12 protein-coding genes are annotated in these 17,484 nt (G+C 49.4%); 1 reads left to right on the top strand and 11 read right to left on the bottom strand.

The features are described 5' to 3' along the window. Positions 1 to 261: 261 nt before the first annotated feature. The 9 genes from KZ771_RS02445 to KZ771_RS02405 all read right to left on the bottom strand — a co-directional run bounded on the left by KZ771_RS02445 (position 262) and on the right by KZ771_RS02405 (position 14,061). Positions 262 to 1,311, bottom strand: coding sequence for an endonuclease/exonuclease/phosphatase family protein (locus KZ771_RS02445; RefSeq protein ID WP_290654261.1), 1,050 nt, complete (start codon positions 1,309 to 1,311; stop codon positions 262 to 264). A gap of 410 nt (positions 1,312 to 1,721) precedes the next feature. Then, positions 1,722 to 3,320, bottom strand: a complete 1,599-nt coding sequence (locus KZ771_RS02440; RefSeq protein ID WP_290654260.1) for a dihydrolipoyllysine-residue acetyltransferase — start codon at positions 3,318 to 3,320, stop codon at positions 1,722 to 1,724. A gap of 12 nt (positions 3,321 to 3,332) precedes the next feature. Further along, a complete protein-coding gene (locus tag KZ771_RS02435) occupies positions 3,333 to 4,310 on the bottom strand; it encodes a transketolase C-terminal domain-containing protein (protein ID WP_290654259.1) in 978 nt (325 codons plus the stop codon). Continuing rightward, a complete protein-coding gene (locus KZ771_RS02430; RefSeq protein WP_290654258.1) occupies positions 4,310 to 5,497 on the bottom strand; it encodes a thiamine pyrophosphate-dependent dehydrogenase E1 component subunit alpha in 1,188 nt (395 codons plus the stop codon). The genes KZ771_RS02435 and KZ771_RS02430 overlap by 1 nt, the downstream gene beginning before the upstream one ends. Before the next feature lie 154 nt (positions 5,498 to 5,651). Continuing rightward, the gene (gene astE, locus KZ771_RS02425; RefSeq protein ID WP_290654257.1) at positions 5,652 to 6,695 is read right to left on the bottom strand and encodes a succinylglutamate desuccinylase; all 1,044 of its coding nucleotides are present in this window, start codon (positions 6,693 to 6,695) and stop codon (positions 5,652 to 5,654) included. A gap of 12 nt (positions 6,696 to 6,707) precedes the next feature. Then, on the bottom strand, positions 6,708 to 7,418 hold the full coding sequence (locus KZ771_RS02420; protein WP_290654256.1) for a DUF599 domain-containing protein: 711 nt from the start codon (positions 7,416 to 7,418) through the stop codon (positions 6,708 to 6,710). A gap of 125 nt (positions 7,419 to 7,543) precedes the next feature. Then, the gene (locus KZ771_RS02415; protein WP_290654255.1) at positions 7,544 to 10,714 is read right to left on the bottom strand and encodes an efflux RND transporter permease subunit; all 3,171 of its coding nucleotides are present in this window, start codon (positions 10,712 to 10,714) and stop codon (positions 7,544 to 7,546) included. Between the two features lie 5 nt (positions 10,715 to 10,719). Further along, on the bottom strand, positions 10,720 to 11,955 hold the full coding sequence (locus tag KZ771_RS02410) for an efflux RND transporter periplasmic adaptor subunit (protein WP_290654254.1): 1,236 nt from the start codon (positions 11,953 to 11,955) through the stop codon (positions 10,720 to 10,722). Between the two features lie 141 nt (positions 11,956 to 12,096). Further along, on the bottom strand, positions 12,097 to 14,061 hold the full coding sequence (locus tag KZ771_RS02405; RefSeq protein WP_290654253.1) for a monovalent cation:proton antiporter family protein: 1,965 nt from the start codon (positions 14,059 to 14,061) through the stop codon (positions 12,097 to 12,099). A 200-nt stretch (positions 14,062 to 14,261) separates the two neighbouring features. Between KZ771_RS02405 and KZ771_RS02400 the strand changes: the two genes are divergently transcribed. Continuing rightward, positions 14,262 to 15,179 (top strand): GGDEF domain-containing protein, encoded by a 918-nt coding sequence (locus KZ771_RS02400; protein WP_290654252.1) that lies wholly within the window; start codon positions 14,262 to 14,264, stop codon positions 15,177 to 15,179. Here KZ771_RS02400 and tilS read toward each other — a convergent pair. Together tilS and accA are read right to left on the bottom strand one after the other, a co-directional pair. Then, positions 15,162 to 16,508 (bottom strand): tRNA lysidine(34) synthetase TilS, encoded by a 1,347-nt coding sequence (tilS, locus tag KZ771_RS02395; RefSeq protein ID WP_290654251.1) that lies wholly within the window; start codon positions 16,506 to 16,508, stop codon positions 15,162 to 15,164. The two genes, KZ771_RS02400 and tilS, sit on opposite strands and share 18 nt — an antisense overlap. A 12-nt stretch (positions 16,509 to 16,520) precedes the next feature. After that, positions 16,521 to 17,477: an acetyl-CoA carboxylase carboxyl transferase subunit alpha gene (accA, locus tag KZ771_RS02390; RefSeq protein ID WP_290654250.1), complete on the bottom strand. Its 957-nt coding sequence runs from the start codon at positions 17,475 to 17,477 to the stop codon at positions 16,521 to 16,523. Between the last annotated feature and the right edge of the window lie 7 nt (positions 17,478 to 17,484).

The raw sequence follows: 17,484 nt of genomic DNA, 5'->3' as shown, positions 1-17,484 counted from the left end.
GCCCTCCAACATTCTCGGGCGAGGGTATAGCAGCCAATCACGCCGATAGCACTTCAGCCGTAAGGCGAGTACAAAAAAGAAGGCGCCAAGGTGATTGACTAACCTCTTAAGCAAGGGTGTCTGGCGCCATGGATGGCGCCAGTCAAGCCCTACAGGGACGTACTTGCGGGCGTCCCTTGATTAAGAGGTTTCAATCACCCAGCCGTCTTTTTTGTACTCGGCGCAACGGGTGTGTCGCGTCAGGACGCGACCTACATCAGGTTAACGCACCTGCTGGCGGAGGTTGCGGGCGAGCTCTTGGTCGGCGGCGTCGGGTTCTGGGGCATCTGTAGGGCTGTTGAGTTCCGGCTTTAGGGCGAGCTCGGTGAGTAGAGGGAAGTGATCGGAGCCAAACGGGGGCAAGCGTTCGACCTTTACCAGGGCAAAGTGGTGGCTGTGGAAAATATGATCTAATGGCCAGCGGGCAAACCAGTAATTAGCATGAAAGGTATTAAACATGCCCCTGCCAATGCGCGGATCGAGCAAGCCACTCATTTTGCGGAACAAAAGCGTCGTCCGCGACCAGGCGACATCGTTAAGATCACCTGCAACCACCGTCGGCGTGTGCTTTTCATCAATTTCTTCCGCCAACCGCAAGAGCTCCGCATCGCGCTCAGTCGATTCTTCATTTTCGGACGGGCTTGGTGGTGCCGGATGAACAAAGTGTGCTTTTATACGCTCACCGGATTCGAGTTCTATCCAGCTATGTATCGAGGGTTTATCGTTTTCGACGATATATCGCACTTCACTGTTATGCAAAGGCAGCCGCGAGTATAAGTGCATGCCGTAAAGATTATCCAACGGCACCTTTACCGAATAAGTATAAACCTCTTCGATCGCAGCCAATTGTTGCTGCCACCAGTTGTCTGACTCCAGTGTAATAATCACATCTGGCTGATTATGCTTAATAAGGCGTATCAATTGTTCGCTGTTGCGGTTAGGCGTTAGCACGTTAGCTGTCATTATCTTGATATGCGCCACGCTCTTGTCGCTAGTAGCCTCCACCTCGACCGGAAACAAGCGGGTATACGGAATAATCCACCATAACTGACGCGCCAGGGTAAGCCCCAGTATCGCCATAGATAGCGACTCTGTCAGAGCGAATGATTCGAAATAGAACAGCCCAATCAGCAACCAGAAAGCCAACAAAACCGCTAACTGAAAGCGCGGAAAATCCAGCCCGCGAATGAGCCAATGTTGAACACGCAATAACGGCGCTAACGATAGCAGCGCGAGAATCACAGAAACGCTAAGATGAACAGACTCAAACATCAGTAAATCCCTTTATACACTGACTTAACGCTACTGCACGAACGGATAAACTGCAACAAGTAAAGGGGTTGAAGTGCTATCGGCTTTCTGCTTGGCTGCTATACCCTCGCCCGAGAACCGCTCCAAGCACGTCCGTGTGGCTTGTTTCCGGGCATCCATGCCCTCCAACATTCTCGGGCGAGGGTATAGCAGCCAATCACGCCGATAGCACTTCAGCCGTAAGGCGAGTACAAAAAAGAAGGCGCCAAGGTGATTGACTAACCTCTTAAGCAAGGGTGTCTGGCGCCATGGATGGCGCCAGTCAAGCCCTACAGGGACGTACTTGCGGGCGTCCCTTGATTAAGAGGTTTCAATCACCCAGCCGCCTTTTTTGTGTTCGCCGCAACGGGTGTGTCGCGTCAGGGCGCGAACTACACCATGTTGACGAGCATGCTGGTGGGGTCTTCGAGGTATTCCTGCCAGCGTTTGTTAAAGCGGGCTATGGTGCCGCCGTCGATAATACGATGGTCGCCTGACCAGCTTACCGTCATTATCTTACGAGCTACGACGTTGCCGTTTTCGTCAAAGCGCGGTAGTTCCTGCACTTTGCCTAAGGCAACAATGGCTGCTTCCGGCTTGTTAATGATAGGAGTTGCCACCGTACCGCCGATAACACCAATGTTCGAAATACTAATAGTACCGCCTTTCATGTCAGCCTGAGGCACTTTGCCTTCTCGAGCAGCCTGCGTTAAACGAGTCACTTCATTGGCCACATCGATAATACTCTTGTTTTGTACCTGTTTTACGTTAGGCACTAACAAGCCAATTTTGGTATCGACTGCCATGCCGATATTGTGGTCATCAAAGTAGGTAATTTCAGTGCAGTCTTCGTTCACCTGCGCATTCATTACCGGGAACTCTTTTAGAGCCAGCGACAACGCTTTAATAAAGAACGGCATGACGGTTAAGCGTACGCCTTTCTCTTTGTATTGTTCTTTCAGCTTTTCACGCAGCGCAATCAGGTTAGTGAGATCAAATTCATCGGCATAAGTGAAGTGCGGAATAGTGCTGACAGAGTTCATCATCTGCTTAGCCATAGCCGCTTTGACGCCACGGATAGCTTCGGTGCGTGTGCCGCCGCTAGTACTAGTAGCTGCATTGGCACTGACATCTGCGTTATTACTCGAGCCAGAGGCACGAGCTACGTTGTCACCCGACTTGAAGGCTTCAATGTCTTTTTTCAAGACACGACCTTTCTTACCAGAGCCAGAAACGTCAGCGATATTAATATCATTCTCGCGCGCTAAGCGACGCACTGCAGGGCTGGCAATGGCTTTGCCCTGGCGCGCTTTCGCTGGTGGCTCAGCCTCTGCCTTTGCAGTTGCTTGCGGCTTAGACTCTGCACTGTTTTGCGAAGCGCTGCCTGAAGCAGTCTCAGCAGAGCCTGAAGCCTGAGCGCCGCCGGCTGGTTGCAAAGCAAATAACGGCTTATGGACTTCGGCGATATCGCCTTTTTTGTGATACAGCTTAACGACTTTGCCGTCTTCTTTCGCTGGAATCTCAACCGTGGCTTTGTCGGTCATCACCTCAACCACGGGTTGGTCTTCTTTCACTTCATCGCCTTCAGCGACCAACCACCTGACGATTTCACACTCGACGATACCCTCGCCGATATCGGGGAGGATGAAGTCGGTGGTTTCGTTACTCGTGCCAGAGGCACGAGCTACGCCAGAGGCACGAGCTACGTCGTCTTCTTTTGGTTCTTCGGTTGCAGCAGCGTCGTTTGAATCGCCTTCAGCATTAATGCGGAATAACGGCTCGTGGACTTTAGCAATATCGCCTTTTTGGTAATACAGCTTTTCAACCACACCATCGTCTTTCGCCGGTATCTCAACCATGGCTTTGTCAGTCATGACCTCAACAACAGGCTGATCTTCTTTAACTTCGTCGCCTTCGGCTACCAGCCACTCAACGATTTCGCACTCTACGATCCCTTCGCCGATATCGGGCAGAATAAAATCTTTACTCATGTCGATGGGTCCTTAGTAGTTCATTGAGCGTTTGATGGCTTCGTAGATCTTCAAGTGATCAGCCATGTACTCTTTCTCGTGACACAACGGATATGGCACATCAATACCTGATACGCGCGCGATTGGCGACTCAAGGTATAAGAAGCACTTATCCTGCACCGTTGCTGCAATCTCGCTAGCAAAGCCGCCGGTAATTGGGGCTTCCTGAGAAATAACCAAACGTCCGGTTTTCAGTACCGACTGAGTGACAGTTTCAACGTCCCACGGCAAAATAGTCCGTAAGTCGATCACTTCACAAGACACGCCGTCTTGTTCGGCTTTCTCGACCGCTTTTTCGGTCACTTCCATCTGCGCGCCCCAGCCCAGTACAGTAATATCCGTACCTTCTTTAACGACGTCAGCTTTGCCTAATGGAATAGTGTATTCTTCTTCAGGAACCTCACCCGTCGATGCACGATACAGGCGCTTCGGCTCCATAAATAATACCGGGTTTTTATCAAAAATGGCGCTCAGCAGTAGACCCTTAGCTTCGTATGGGTTACGCGGCGTTACAATTTTGATACCCGGCGTATGCGCAAAATACGCTTCCGGCGACTGCGAGTGATAGTGACCACCGGCAATACCACCACCGTAAGGCGTGCGAATGGTTAAGCCGCCCACATCAAACTCGTTGCCCGAGCGGTAACGAAACTTAGCCGACTCGTTAACGATCTGGTCAAACGCCGGGAATATGTAGTCACCAAACTGAATTTCCGCAACCGCATAGCTACCTTGTGAAGCCAGGCCGTTAGCGAAGCCAATGATGCCCTGTTCAACCAGTGGTGTATTAAAGTTGCGGTGCTTGCCGTATTTCTCGGTCAAACCAGAAGTTGCACGGAATACGCCGCCAAAGCCACCGGTGTCTTCACCAAAGCTGTAGACATTGTCGTGTTTGGCCATCGCCAGGTCGAGTGCGCTGTTGATGGCTTGTAATAAATTCATTTTAGCCATTAGTCGATTCTCCCTGACGTGTTCGGATACGCATCCGGATACTTACGGATATGCTCTTTCAACTCTTCCAATTGCTCTTTCAGCAATGGCGTCGGTTCGTCATATACGTCATTAATCAGTTCATCGATATGTGGCGCTGGTACTTTTTCGGCTTCTTTTAACGCCGCCAGAACCTTAGCTTTGACTTCTGCATGATGCTCTTCAACATGGTCTTTATCCAACCAGCCTTCATTCATCATCCATTTTTGCAGACGATCAAGCGGATCTTTTACTTTCCAGTCGTCTTCTTCTTCGCGCGTACGGTAACCCGTTGGATCGTCCGACGTCGAGTGACCCGACATACGATAAGACATGGCTTCAATCAGTACCGGCTCGTTCTCTTCTACTGCCAGGCGACGTGCTTCCTGCGTCGCTTTTAGCACGGCAAACACGTCGTTACCGTCTATACGGATGGTTTTCATGCCATAGCCAATACCGCGTGGCGCAATGCCGTCACCGCCATACTGCTCGCCTTGCGATGGCGTTGATATGGCGTAACCGTTGTTACGACAGAAGAAAATAACCGGTACTTTATAAACCGATGCCATGTTTAGGGCAGCGTGGAAGTCACCTTCAGAAGCGGCACCTTCGCCAAAATAGCAAATTGTGCACTTACCGGTTTTATCCATCTTCTGCCCGAAGGCATAACCGGTTGCTTGTGGAATTTGAGTACCCAGCGGCGAGGATATGGTCATAAAGTTTAAGTCAGCACAGCCATAGTGAACCGGCATTTGGCGACCTTTACCTAAGTCTTTTTCGTTCGAGAACAACTGGTTCATGAACTGTTCAACGGTAAAGCCGCGATACGCCAACGCACCCTGCTCGCGATACTGTCCCATGATCATATCGCCGTCATCTAATGCGGCTGCAGAAGCGACACTTTCTGCCTCTTCTCCACGCGAAGCCAGGTAGAAGCTAATACGCCCCTGACGCTGCGCTGCAATCATGCGCTCGTCCAGCGTACGAATAAACTGCATGGTGTCATGGATTTTTACGATAAGGTCTTTATCGTACTCTGGCATGTCAGCATTTTTATGGAAGCTACCGTCCTCTTTGAGGATTTGCAGCATCGGAATTGTGACTGATTCACCATCAAACCATTGAGGTTTTGTCACAATCTCTGTGTTGTGTTTTTTATCCTTGGCCATAACCTTCTCTTTCGGTTGTTAGCAGGGTGGAAAATTGCCGCTACTTTACCTTTACGTAAAGTGCTATGCAAATAGCCCACTCAACCCATTGCACATTAATCAATGGGCTAAGTGTAAATAGAAACGAACAGTTTTAACAATGATTCAACGCAGATTAGACCAGCTCAAGTGAATCGGTCGGCACTCGCACAACCGTAAGCAATGCGCGCTGCCCTAATGCGACCTTAGCGTTGGGGAAAATAATGTGTTCAGCGTCATGTTGGGCGTAGATCGGCTCGCCACCATCCGTGGCCAATAAATCACCCTTTTCAAACGCGGTAAAGTTGGCCACGTCATCAGCAAAATTAAGTTCAAAGTCCTGATTCATGCGGTTAATAGTTTGTGCTTCTGCAAAAATAAAGTGCTGTTGCGGATCAAAATTCGGTAACTGCGGCTCCGGCTGAGCTATTAATTGCCGCAAGCTTCGCTCCGCAGCGGCAAAACTGTCGCGGTTATTCTCACCAAAGGGTCGTACCTTACCGAGCTCGACTGTAAAGGCATCAGCGCCAAACTCATTGACCGAAAAGTATGAGAACGTGGTTGTCGCTGCTTTGTTCAGTAACACCGTGTCGACCCCGCAGGCCAATAAAAATAACAGCTGGTCTTTTTTATAAGGCTTACCGTGAGTAAATGGATAAACCGCAAATTTTTCACGCTTAGAATCACGAATCGCGGTATGCAGGTCGTAGTGATAACGGCGACGGTTGGTTCCCTCAACTTGCTGGTAAAAACGTTTAACGTACTGTTCCAGCTTAGCGGCCCGCTCACGTTCGGGATTACTTATTCCGCCTTCGCTATGAGCGCCACTGAACAGCCGGTTCATATTTTCTTCAACAAAGCGTCGGCCAACGTTTATCGACGCAGGGTTGGCTATTAAAAACAACGTACGGTGTATTACCGGCTGTTTCTCAGCAATAATGTCCTGAATAATGTCACGGCAGATCTCAATGGGTGCGGTCTCGTTACCATGCACAGCACAGCTAATCACAATATCTTTGTCTGTCGTCTTTGCCGGCTCAACCACCAGCACACCGCTATCCCAAACCGTTAGCTGAGTACCATCGCTAAGGCGAGTTTCGAAGTGACCGTTGTAGCCCCACTCGTTATCACGAGTCCATTGCAAAAAGTCGTTAAACACCGTTGACTGTGTTGTGTTCAAACCTTACTCCTGTTATTTCTTGCCGGGTTCAAGTCCGTGCGTAGCCAGTAAATGCCTGAGTACTCGCGAATTGTATTCACGGCGATAGAGAATAAAGACAACAATACTGCTGGATAAAATCAGCATCAGAGGATGTAAAAACCAGGCCAGGTAGGCGAGTGCAAAATAATAGGTCCGCAGTCCCTTATTGTACTCATGACCGGACTGATCCAGTACCCGCGCCGCGTGATTCGCAAACGCAACACGCTCCTCTTCACTGCGGTTCTGTTGCTGATATTTAACCGATGCACCCAATAATACCGAGACAAAGCCGAACTGTCGTATCGACCAGGTAAATTTGAAAAAGGCATAGATAAAGATCATCGCCAATACAGCCAATTGGAATTGCACCATAACCGCACTAGAAGCCGGCGTTAGCGGTAATTCATTAAGTACTTGGACGACTTCTTCAGAATGCGCGAGTACGGTAATTACACCAGCTAGCACCAGTACCGTCGAGGAGGCAAAAAACGTGACTGTGCGCTCGACGTTGCCGATAAGCGACGCATCGGCAATCTGATTATCCTTGTGCATCACCGTTTGCATCCAATCGATACGCAAGGTACACAAAATACTGGATAAACAGTGCGTCGTTCGAGCTCGCTTGCGTGCGAATAACGAATAGCCAATCCAGCAAAAAAAGAAAAATGCTAACGCAATAAAATCGAGCAGTGATAGCAACATGATGCCTGTGCCCTGACAGTTTGTTTTAGTTTATGTGCTCTATATTAACAAATTATGACGACTGCTAAGTAAAAAAGCCGCAGTTTTTTACAAAACTGCGGCTCATGAATCGAGGCTATTGGGGGTTAGTAGTTTTCCAGTGCCTCTTTTGTGCTCATGTCTTTAGGTTCAGGTGGTTTAGCTAACCCATACCAGGACAACATGCTGCGCATGCCGCGTTTAAAGTCACTCAAGATCAAGTACAGACACGGAATTAACAGCAGCGTAATAATCGTTGCAAAAATAATCCCGAACGCCAGTGATATCGCCATCGGAATAACCAGCTTAGCCTGCATACTCTTTTCCAGTACAATAGGTAACAGACCAAAGAAGGTCGTTAAAGATGTTAACGTTATCGCGCGGAAACGGCGGCAACCGGCATCCAATACCGCATGGCGTAAATCGGTACCGACTTCACGCGCTTTGTTAACGTAATCCACCATCACCAGACTGTCATTAACAACCACCCCGGACAGCGCGATAATACCGAATAAGCTCAAGATGCTGACCGGCATACCTAATATCCAGTGACCGATAACCGCACCGATAATACCAAACGGAATTACCGACATAATGATTAACGGCTGGCTATATGACTTAAGCGGAATCGCCATCAGCGCGTAGACCGCCAGCATTGCCAGTAAACCACCTAACGCCAGTGAGTCAGTCGCTTCGGCTTCATCCTGGGTTGCCCCCTGCAGTTTAAAGCCAACGCTTGGGTATTTTTCCAAAATTTCCGGTAGTTTCTGACCCCGAACTTCACCGACAATTCGGAATGGCTCGACACGGTCTTTGTCAGCCCGTGCCCGCACGTTCACAGAACGTTCACGATTGATACGGGTAATCGTAGAGTAACCTTCAGCAAACTCGATATCAGCAAGTTCCGTAAACGGAATTTCCGAGCCATCTGCCATGCGTAACTTCATATCCTGCAAGTTACCCACCGATTGGCGCTGTTCTTCCGGATAGCGAACCATGACTTTGACTTCTTCGTCACCGCGTTGTATGCGCTGTGCTTCGGCGCCGTAGAATGCATATCGAACCTGCGTAGCCAGCTCGGCGAGGTTTATACCCATTGCCTCAGCTAGCGGTTTGGTGGTTACCAACACTTCGTCTTTGCCATCACCAAAGGTATCCTCGATATCGAACACACCATCATATTCACCCAGCACCGCTTTTAACTCATCTGCGGCTGCTTTTAGCGCGTTAAGATCATCACCAACCAACTGGAATTCGATGTCGAAGCCGCCACCGCCGCCAATACCGCCCTGGAAGTTAATCGCGCGCACGCCAGCAAGTTCCGGCACTGATTCACGCCATTGGTTAACAATTTCATAGCCGTCGATATTGCGATCTTCGCCTTTTTTAAGTTCGGCGAAAACCGTGCCTGATTCAGTACCATTCAGCCAAATATTGGTGTGACGAACAACGCCATCACCTTCCGACTGCTCGGTTTCTTCGTCAACGTGTTGCAGTCCTTTGGCGACGCTTTCAAGCACTTCAATAGTGCGTTCTTCTGAGCTACCAGGCTGCATTTCAACGTTAGCTTGAATAAAGTCACTGGGGATATCCGGGAAGAAAACCCAACGCACGATACCGCCACTGAGCAGACCGATCATTAAAATCATCATGCCAACAAAGGTAGCCAACGTGGCATAACGATAGTGCAGACACTTCTTCAAAAACGGACGGTAATAATTGGTCACGAATCGCTGAATAGCATCGGCAAAACGGTTACGAAAACGTTGAAACTTATTTGGTTTTTCCAAACCATCTTTGGAGTACTTCATCTGTGCAATATGCGCGGGCAAAATCCATTTTGACTCGATTAAGGAAAACGCCAAGGCGATGATTACCACAAACGCAATCGACTCCCAAATAGCCCCCATGCCGCCTTCTACCATCAGCATAGGAATAAACGCTACCATGGTGGTTAAAACCCCAAACGTTGCCGGTATCGCAACGCGTTTGGCGCCAGCGACGACATTGTCAACGCTTTTGCCTTTTTCCTCTATTTCTGTGTAAGCACTCTCGCCGATGACTATCGCGTCATCGACCACTATCCCCAGTACCAATATAAAGCCAAACAACGAAATCATGTTGATAGAAACATCAACAATCGGCAATAGCGCAATGGTACCCAAGAAACACACCGGAATACCGATCATAACCCAGAACGCCAAGCGCAATTGCAGGAACAATGACAGCATTAGGAATACCAATAAGCCACCGATCCACATATTGTTAAGCATTAAGTCCAGGCGACCTTGCAGATAGTAGGATGAGTCACCCCATGATGCGACCTGGATCTCGTTTGGTAACTCTTGCTGTTTCTCTGCTACGTAGTTCTTTACATACTCAGCGATCTTCAGGTCGTTTTGGTCACCCACTGAATTAATACGGACAAACGTTGCCGGCTTGCCATCAAAACGGGTAAAGGCCTCTGTTTCGACAAAACCATCCTCAACTTTTGCAATATCGCCTAGCGTTATGCGGGTACCATCGGGGCGGCTGACTAAAACAATTTTTTCAAACTCATCGCCGCGATAAGCCTGATTGTTAGCACGTAATAAGATGTCGCCATTAGGCGTCTTGATTGAACCACCAGCCACATCAATGGAGGTACCGCGAACCGCGTTAACAATTTGCTGGAAGGTTAAGCCGTAACGCTCCAAATCCTGCTGCGAAATTTCAATCGCAATTTCATAGTCGCGGGCACCAACCACTTCGACTTTGGTAATACCGCCAACCGTTTTTAGCTCATCGCGGATGGTTTTTGCTAACTCTTTACGGGTGCGTTCGTTGGCATCACCAAATACGGTGACCCAGATGACGTCACGATTGGGTCGTACCCGATAAATATTGGGTTTTTCAATTTGCTGCGGAAAGTTGGGAATAGCATCTACCAGCATTTTGACCTCGTCCATGACTACTTGCACATCGTAGTCAGGCTCCACTTCGAGGGTCACACTACCAATGCCTTCACTGGAGCGGGAGGTCATTTCTTCGATACCGTCCACATCCTCAATCGAGTCTTCGATAAGCATGATCACGCCCTGCTCGACTTCCTGCGGGGCAGCACCGGGGAATGGTACTTGAATGCTGATAATATTCAGCTCAATTTCCGGGAACATTTGCTTGCGCACCGTAAAGATAGATAGTGCGCCGGCAACCAAAATCACAATCATGAGAAGGTTTGCCGCAACCGGGTTATTGCCAAACCAGGCGATTATCCCTTTTTGCTTTTCGTTAGCCATGGTTATTACTCACTCTCACCGTTCTCGTTAGCAGCGACTTGCTCTTGCTCATCATCGCTGTCGGCTTTGGCTGCAGTTTCCATTTGCTCCGGCAACGGGTCCCCCTCAAGGCGAACTTCCATGCCGTTTAGTGCATTTTTCAGTTGCGTCAATACGACAAGGTCACCCGCTTCCAGACCATCGCTGACAATACTGGTATTAGCCTGCGTGCGAATCACTTCGATAGCTTTTTTCTTTAATCTACGGTCTTCTGCAACAGTCCAGACACTGCCATCAGGATTAATAGCGTAAGTGGGCACTTCCATTACGCCACTCACCTGCTGCCCTTCTATTTGTGCCTGAACAAAGCGTCCGAACCGCAATGGTTCTGGGTGTGACTGCCCGTTCAGATTGTACGGGTCGGAAACCTGTACCACGCCATAAATAACACGACTGGCTTCGTCTAAAACCCCTTCTGTACGAACCAATTTGCCCAACCACTGTGTGTCTACACCCGATACCTGAGACTCCAGCAACACCTTAGGTTGGGTATTGGTCTCATCCGGCAGATTCAGGTAGGTTACGTCCAAGTCGCTCAACGGCAGTCGCACTTCAGCAACGTCAGTACCAAATAAGGTGGCAATTTGCGAACCCGCGCCAACAAACTGCCCGAGGTCGGCTTGTTTATTCCGTAATACTGCGGCATAAGGCGCACGAATCGTGGTGCGCTCCAGATTCCGCTCTGCCATTGCCAGGTTGGCTTCGGCTGACTCAAGTGCAGCAAAAGCACTGGCTAACTGAGGCTTGCGCAAGCCCAGCGCCGGTGCTTCACCGTCAGTGAATTGCGACCACTCTTCTTCGGCAACTCGTGCGCGGGCTTTTTCTTCTTCTAAGGTTGCTTGTGCCTGAAGTAATTGAGCCCGCGCTTGCTGTACCGCAACTTCGTAGTCAGAAGGGTCTATTTGTAACAGCATTTCGCCTTTGTCAAAAAAGCCACCGGCATTGTATTTGTCTGCCACATCGACTATTTGCCCGCTAACTTCCGCAACCAGCGTGGTCGAAAATTTAGGTGCTGCGGTACCCTGTGAATCGACCAAAAAGGTCATTTCCTGGGTTTGAACTTCTTTTACCTCGACCATAACCGCTGGCTTTTTTTGTTGTTTCATTTGCGGCGGTTTTGCAGCCATGCTTGCTAATACAGCCAGCAAAATGGCAACAACAATAATTAATGGTGGGATAAACGCTCGTTTCTTTAATTTCATCACAGTTCGCTCAACAGTTTGAAAATTCACTGACTATATTATCCGCCTAACAAATGTAAATTGTTAGGCTTTGTCTGTTGCGAACTGTGATTTTTGCCGGTTAAGTTGTAACGGACTATTACAAAAGCACTAGAACGGCAGTTAACCTTCTAACAACCAACGTTCTGCAGACTCCACATAGCGGGGTTTCCCACTCAATAGCACCACGTCGCCGGCGCGTAACGTTATCTGCGACGAGGGATCCTCAACTTCGACATCATCGCGACGCAACGCTTTAAGTTTTACCTGATAATCACTCCAATTGAGCTCCTCTACCGACTTACCCACAGCCCACGCTTGTTCAGGTAGGTTCACCGCATGCAAAAACTCCAGCCGATCCGCATTTTCTGCGTCGACGGTGGTCTGGGACCCCGGATAAAAGCCATGCATGTCGCCATAGTGATTACGACGCTCCTGTTCCAGTCGTGACAAAATGCGCCGAATTGGAATACCGCTATGGCTTAACACATGAGAGATCAACATCAGGCTTGCTTCGAGAGTATCCGGAACAACTTGCGAGGCGCCGGCGTCAGTAAGTCTATCCAGGTTTAAATCGTCGCGACTGCGGACGATAACAAAAGCCTTATCGTTCATTGAGCGAATTTCTTTTAATACGTCAATCGCCCGTGGGTCATCAGAAAAACTGATAATGATCAGAGGGACGTGAGCCGCCCCGACAGCGCGTAAAATATCCCGTTTAGCACTATCACCAAAGTAAACCGGTGCGCCACCGGCAACAGCTTCCTGAACACGTAGTGGGTCATTATCCACGGCAATATGTTTTATTCCTTCCGCATCTAAAAAGCGGCTAATCGTTTGACCCACGCGGCCAAAGCCACAGATTAACACCTGCTGTTCACGACCTGAGTTTTCGACTTTCTGCGCAATATCGGGTTCTTCGGTGGGTTCGCGAATAAGCAACGATACTAATGGCTGCAACTTTTGGATAACAATAGGTGTTACCGCCATACTGAAGACGCCCACACCAATCAGAATTGATGACACTTGGTCAGTTAAGAGATTATAAGTGCCGGCCAACGAGACAATAACAAAACCGAACTCACCCATTTGAAACAAAGATATGGCACTGCCCCAGGCATCCCGGTCGCGCTCACCTAATGCTTTCGCAACGTAACGTATCAGTACCAGCTTGACCGCTGCCATACCCAATATAATCAGTAGCACCCAATGCAACGACTGAATAAACGTTGTCAAAGCCAGCTGCATACCTACCGTGGTAAAAAACAGCCCCATCAGAATATCGCGAAAAGGCCTAATATCAGCTTCTAACTGGTGTTTGTATTTGCTTTCGCCCAGCATCATGCCGGCCAAGAAGGCACCCAATGCCATAGACAAACCAAATGCGTGTGTTAAGCCACCGGCGACTAAGGCCACCAGCAATGTTGCCAGCACAAACAGTTCGTCGGTGCGTTGGTTTGCAATTTCACGGAATGCATAGGGAAGCACCCATTTACCCACCGCCATGAGCACCGCTATTACGGCGGCTCCTTTTACCAGCGCCATCAATAAACTGTATGCGATACTGCCGTCGCCGCCCCCAGCAAGCAGAGGAATAATAATTAACAACGGCACCACGGCGATATCCTGAAACAGCAATATTGCCACGCTAACCTGGCCGCGCCGCGTGGCCGTTTGCGAACTCTCACTCAGCTGCTTAATGACTACCGCTGTTGACGACAATGCCAGCGCGCCAGCAATGGCTAGCGCTGCCGCCCAATTGCCGAGCAACAAAAAGCCAACCACTAAAAATATCAGTAGCGAGCCCAAAACTTGCGCGGCGCCCAAGCCAAACACCAGTCGCCGCATGGCAATCATTTTTGGCAAGGAAAATTCTAAGCCGAGTGAGAACAGCAACAGTACGATACCTAATTCAGCAATCAGGTGATATTCGTCTGGATCCGAAATCCATCCCATAACATGGGGGCCAGCGATTATGCCGGCGCACAGATAAGCAAGAATTGCAGGTAACTTGATTCGGCGAAACGCCCATACCAACACTACGGCGACGCCGAGTAATAGTAATAAACTGGTAAAAGTTCCGTACATCCTCTGCTCCCTGACTATGTTTGGCGGCCGGTTCTCAGTTGCCGTGTGGCTTAATCATAACACCGTCTAGATGACCTTAACACGACTTTAATAGCCGCAGAATTGGTTTCTTAAATGGTTTTGGCACACTTTTTGTATGTTTCTGGCATAAGTAAAGCATTGTCAATTTTGCGTCACACAAATAACGCCGGGAAGTAACCATGCTAACAAAAGTTGCATTTGGAAAAGTTAAACAGCCGCAGCCTGTGCGCTCACAGTCACAGATGAGTCAACTGACCAGTAGCCGCGACCTGTCGCGTTCCAATACCTTGACCGAGGTATTGCAAACGACGCTGGATACCCATCAGTTACTATCAGTTTATGCTGAATTTTTAAAAACCCGGCTCGATATTGAGGCGCTACAATTTGTGTCGGATGACCAGCTGTTCAGTCTCATCGGCGATTTTGACCAAAGCCAGATACAGCATGCGGTGATGTTGTATGCGGATCAGGCCTACTTGGGCCAGTTGGTTTATGGTCTTAAACGGCCGTTAACCGTTACCCAAAAGTTGCGCCTGGAGCAGTGGCACCGGGAGCTGACTTTTCCGTTGCGCAATGCGCTAAAATTCTCACAGTTACATCGTTTGGCCGTGCGTGATCATTTAACCGGTCTCGGCAACCGGGCGTTGTTAGAGGAAGTTCTGGAGCATTTGCATATTAAGCAGCAACGCCAAAAAAATGGCTCTCACTCGGTCATGTTACTTGATTTAGATGGCTTTAAAGATGTCAATGATGAGCACGGCCACCAGCAGGGTGACGACATTTTACGCGTGTTTGCGGAGTTATTACGCACAACGGTACGCGACAGTGATCAAGTGTTCCGTTTTGGCGGTGACGAATTCGTTATTGTAATGGAAGATACTAATCTGTATCAGGCTCAGGACGTCTACAACCGTATTCGAACCGCTGTCGATAGCTGCGATACGCTTAGCCGTTATGGCTTGAGTACCAGTGCCGGTACCGCACAGCTGGAATGTTTTAATACCGTTGAACAAAGCTTAGACGAAGCAGACCAGCGCCTCTATCAGGCCAAGCACGGCGGTAAAAACCGTCATTGCGGATCAGTCGGTTGCGCTTAACCATTGCGGCTGTGGTGGCGGAGTCATTGCCGAGCCAGCGTTAGCATCTTGATGTAGCCACCCAACCCCGGGTAACCATGCCCATATAGAACCCTTTTGTAAGCAGGGCGCGCACTGACGTAACCAGGCAGGCACCTGCGCCTGCTTTAGCCAGTCGGCCATGGTTTTACGGCCTTTACGCTGCGGATGTTGCCATTTACCGGGCAGTAATCCATAACCAAGCGTTAAGTCGGCCTCGTTAACCAACGCTTCAGTAATAATCAACTGACCCCAAGGGCTTGCCAGACTATAAGTTCCTACTTTTGTAAGCTTAACGTGCGTTGCTGTTTGCTTATTCTGTTCCTCGATACACCAAAGCGCCATCTGATAAAAACGCACCTCATAATCAGCACAGCTCACACACATACGGGTATCCGCACGGGCATCACTTGCCTGCTGTCTAATTTGCTCAAGCTGCTGAAAGCTCGGTAAAGACGCCGACTCGCACGCAGCAATTTCCAGCCACCGGCGCAGTATCGCACGTTGCATTGCTGCTGACTGCCGACGCAAGGTATCCACCGGCAAACCTTTGCCTAATAGCGGATGCTTGACCCATTGCTGCGAGAGTTTTTCGCTCAACAAGTCATCCAATACCTGCTGCTGTTCCGCGCAGAGCCGCGCCGACCGCAACACACTGTCGCCAAACGTTGGCCAGCGTTGCTCCAGTAACGGAATTACATCATGACGCAAAAAGTTACGTTCAATTCGCGTATCGTAGTTGGTGTCATCTTCAATCCAGGTCAACTGACGCGCGTTTGCATAGTCGTAAATGTCCTGTTTGCTTACCGCCAGTAACGGCCGTACCAGGCGCCGCTGATCGTACCAGCAATGCACTTCAGCCATACTGGCAAGCCCTTTTGGACCACTACCTCGGTTTAACTGCAGTAAAAACGTTTCGATTTGATCATTACGATGCTGACCCAACAAGATGATTGCATCGTTATCGCTCAGTTCACGCAAACGCTGATAACGACGTTCCCGGCCTGCGGCTTCTTTCGACTGCCGTGATTCGATTGGTACCGTCAGTGGTTCGAAGTGTGTGGTAACGCCATAAGCTTTAGCAGCTTTTTGGATTGTTTCTGACCAAGCCGCTGAGTTGGGGTGAAAACTGTGATCGAGGTGCACCGCCAGGTAGCGATACTGATCATGCTGCTGATGATAGCGCATCGCGCAATCCAGCACCGTTTGTGAGTCAGCACCGCCACCCAGGGCGATAATTATTTGCTGCCCGGGCCTGAGCGACAAGCCATCCATAACCGTACAAAAGCGGTCAAATAACGCGTCGCTCATTAACGTAGCTGCCTAGCAATAACCAAATGACATGAGTTTTTGATAGCGGCGATCGAGCAGTTCGCTACGCTCGAGTCCTCGCAATTCGTTTAAATCAGTTATTAAGCGCTGCTTAAGCGCCGAAGCCATATCGTCCATATTGCGATGAGCGCCACCCAGTGGCTCGGCAATAACTGTATCAATTAAACCTAATTCTTTACTGCGCTGCGCGGTAACGCCCATTGCCTCGGCCGCAAGTGGCGCTTTACTAGCGCTCTTCCACAGAATCGACGCGCAACCTTCCGGCGAGATAACCGAATAGGTGCTGTACTGCAGCATATTAACTTTGTCGCCCACGCCAATAGCCAATGCGCCGCCGGAGCCGCCCTCACCGATGACGGTACAAACGATGGGTACACCCAAACGCGACATCACTTTAAGATTGCGGGCGATAGCCTCACTCTGGCCGCGCTCTTCGGCGCCAATGCCCGGATAAGCTCCCGGCGTATCAATAAAGGTGACAATTGGCATTTTAAAGCGTTCTGCAGTTTCCATCAGGCGTAATGCTTTGCGATAGCCCTCAGGCTTCGGCATGCCAAAATTACGGCGAATTTTATCTTTTGTTTCGCGGCCTTTTTGCTGACCAATAACCATCACCGGCTCGTCATTAAGTCGCGCAATACCACCAACAATCGCTTCGTCATTGGCATAGGTTCGATCCCCCGCCAATTCATCAAACTCGGTAAAAATACGCGGAATATAATCTAGCGTATAGGGCCGCAACGGGTGCCGCGCTAACTGCGCAACCTGCCACGCGCCTAACTCAGAAAATATTTTTTCGGTAAGCTCACGGCTTTTGTTCGTCAGACGTTGAATCTCTTCTTCAATATTGATGTCCAGCTCACCACGTTCGCCGACGTTTTTTAGTTCGTCTATCTGCGCTTCAAGCTCGGCAATTGGCTGTTCGAAGTCTAAAAAGTTCAAGCTCATTCGCTAC

The sequence above is a fragment of the Idiomarina sp. genome, from assembly GCF_019431395.1.
GTDB lineage: Bacteria > Pseudomonadota > Gammaproteobacteria > Enterobacterales > Alteromonadaceae > Idiomarina.
Note: the sequence above shows the minus strand (reverse complement) of the source record. Positions and strands in the feature narration are given on the sequence as shown.

Coding starts and splice junctions, on each gene's coding strand:
- KZ771_RS02445 (WP_290654261.1), bottom strand. CDS start 1,311: ATGTTTGAGTCTGTTCATCTTAGCGTTTCTGTGATTCTCGCGCTGCTA.
- KZ771_RS02440 (WP_290654260.1), bottom strand. CDS start 3,320: ATGAGTAAAGATTTTATTCTGCCCGATATCGGCGAAGGGATCGTAGAG.
- KZ771_RS02435 (WP_290654259.1), bottom strand. CDS start 4,310: ATGGCTAAAATGAATTTATTACAAGCCATCAACAGCGCACTCGACCTG.
- KZ771_RS02430 (WP_290654258.1), bottom strand. CDS start 5,497: ATGGCCAAGGATAAAAAACACAACACAGAGATTGTGACAAAACCTCAA.
- KZ771_RS02420 (WP_290654256.1), bottom strand. CDS start 7,418: ATGTTGCTATCACTGCTCGATTTTATTGCGTTAGCATTTTTCTTTTTT.
- KZ771_RS02415 (WP_290654255.1), bottom strand. CDS start 10,714: ATGGCTAACGAAAAGCAAAAAGGGATAATCGCCTGGTTTGGCAATAAC.
- KZ771_RS02410 (WP_290654254.1), bottom strand. CDS start 11,955: ATGAAATTAAAGAAACGAGCGTTTATCCCACCATTAATTATTGTTGTT.
- KZ771_RS02405 (WP_290654253.1), bottom strand. CDS start 14,061: ATGTACGGAACTTTTACCAGTTTATTACTATTACTCGGCGTCGCCGTA.
- KZ771_RS02400 (WP_290654252.1), top strand. CDS start 14,262: ATGCTAACAAAAGTTGCATTTGGAAAAGTTAAACAGCCGCAGCCTGTG.
- tilS (WP_290654251.1), bottom strand. CDS start 16,508: ATGAGCGACGCGTTATTTGACCGCTTTTGTACGGTTATGGATGGCTTG.
- accA (WP_290654250.1), bottom strand. CDS start 17,477: ATGAGCTTGAACTTTTTAGACTTCGAACAGCCAATTGCCGAGCTTGAA.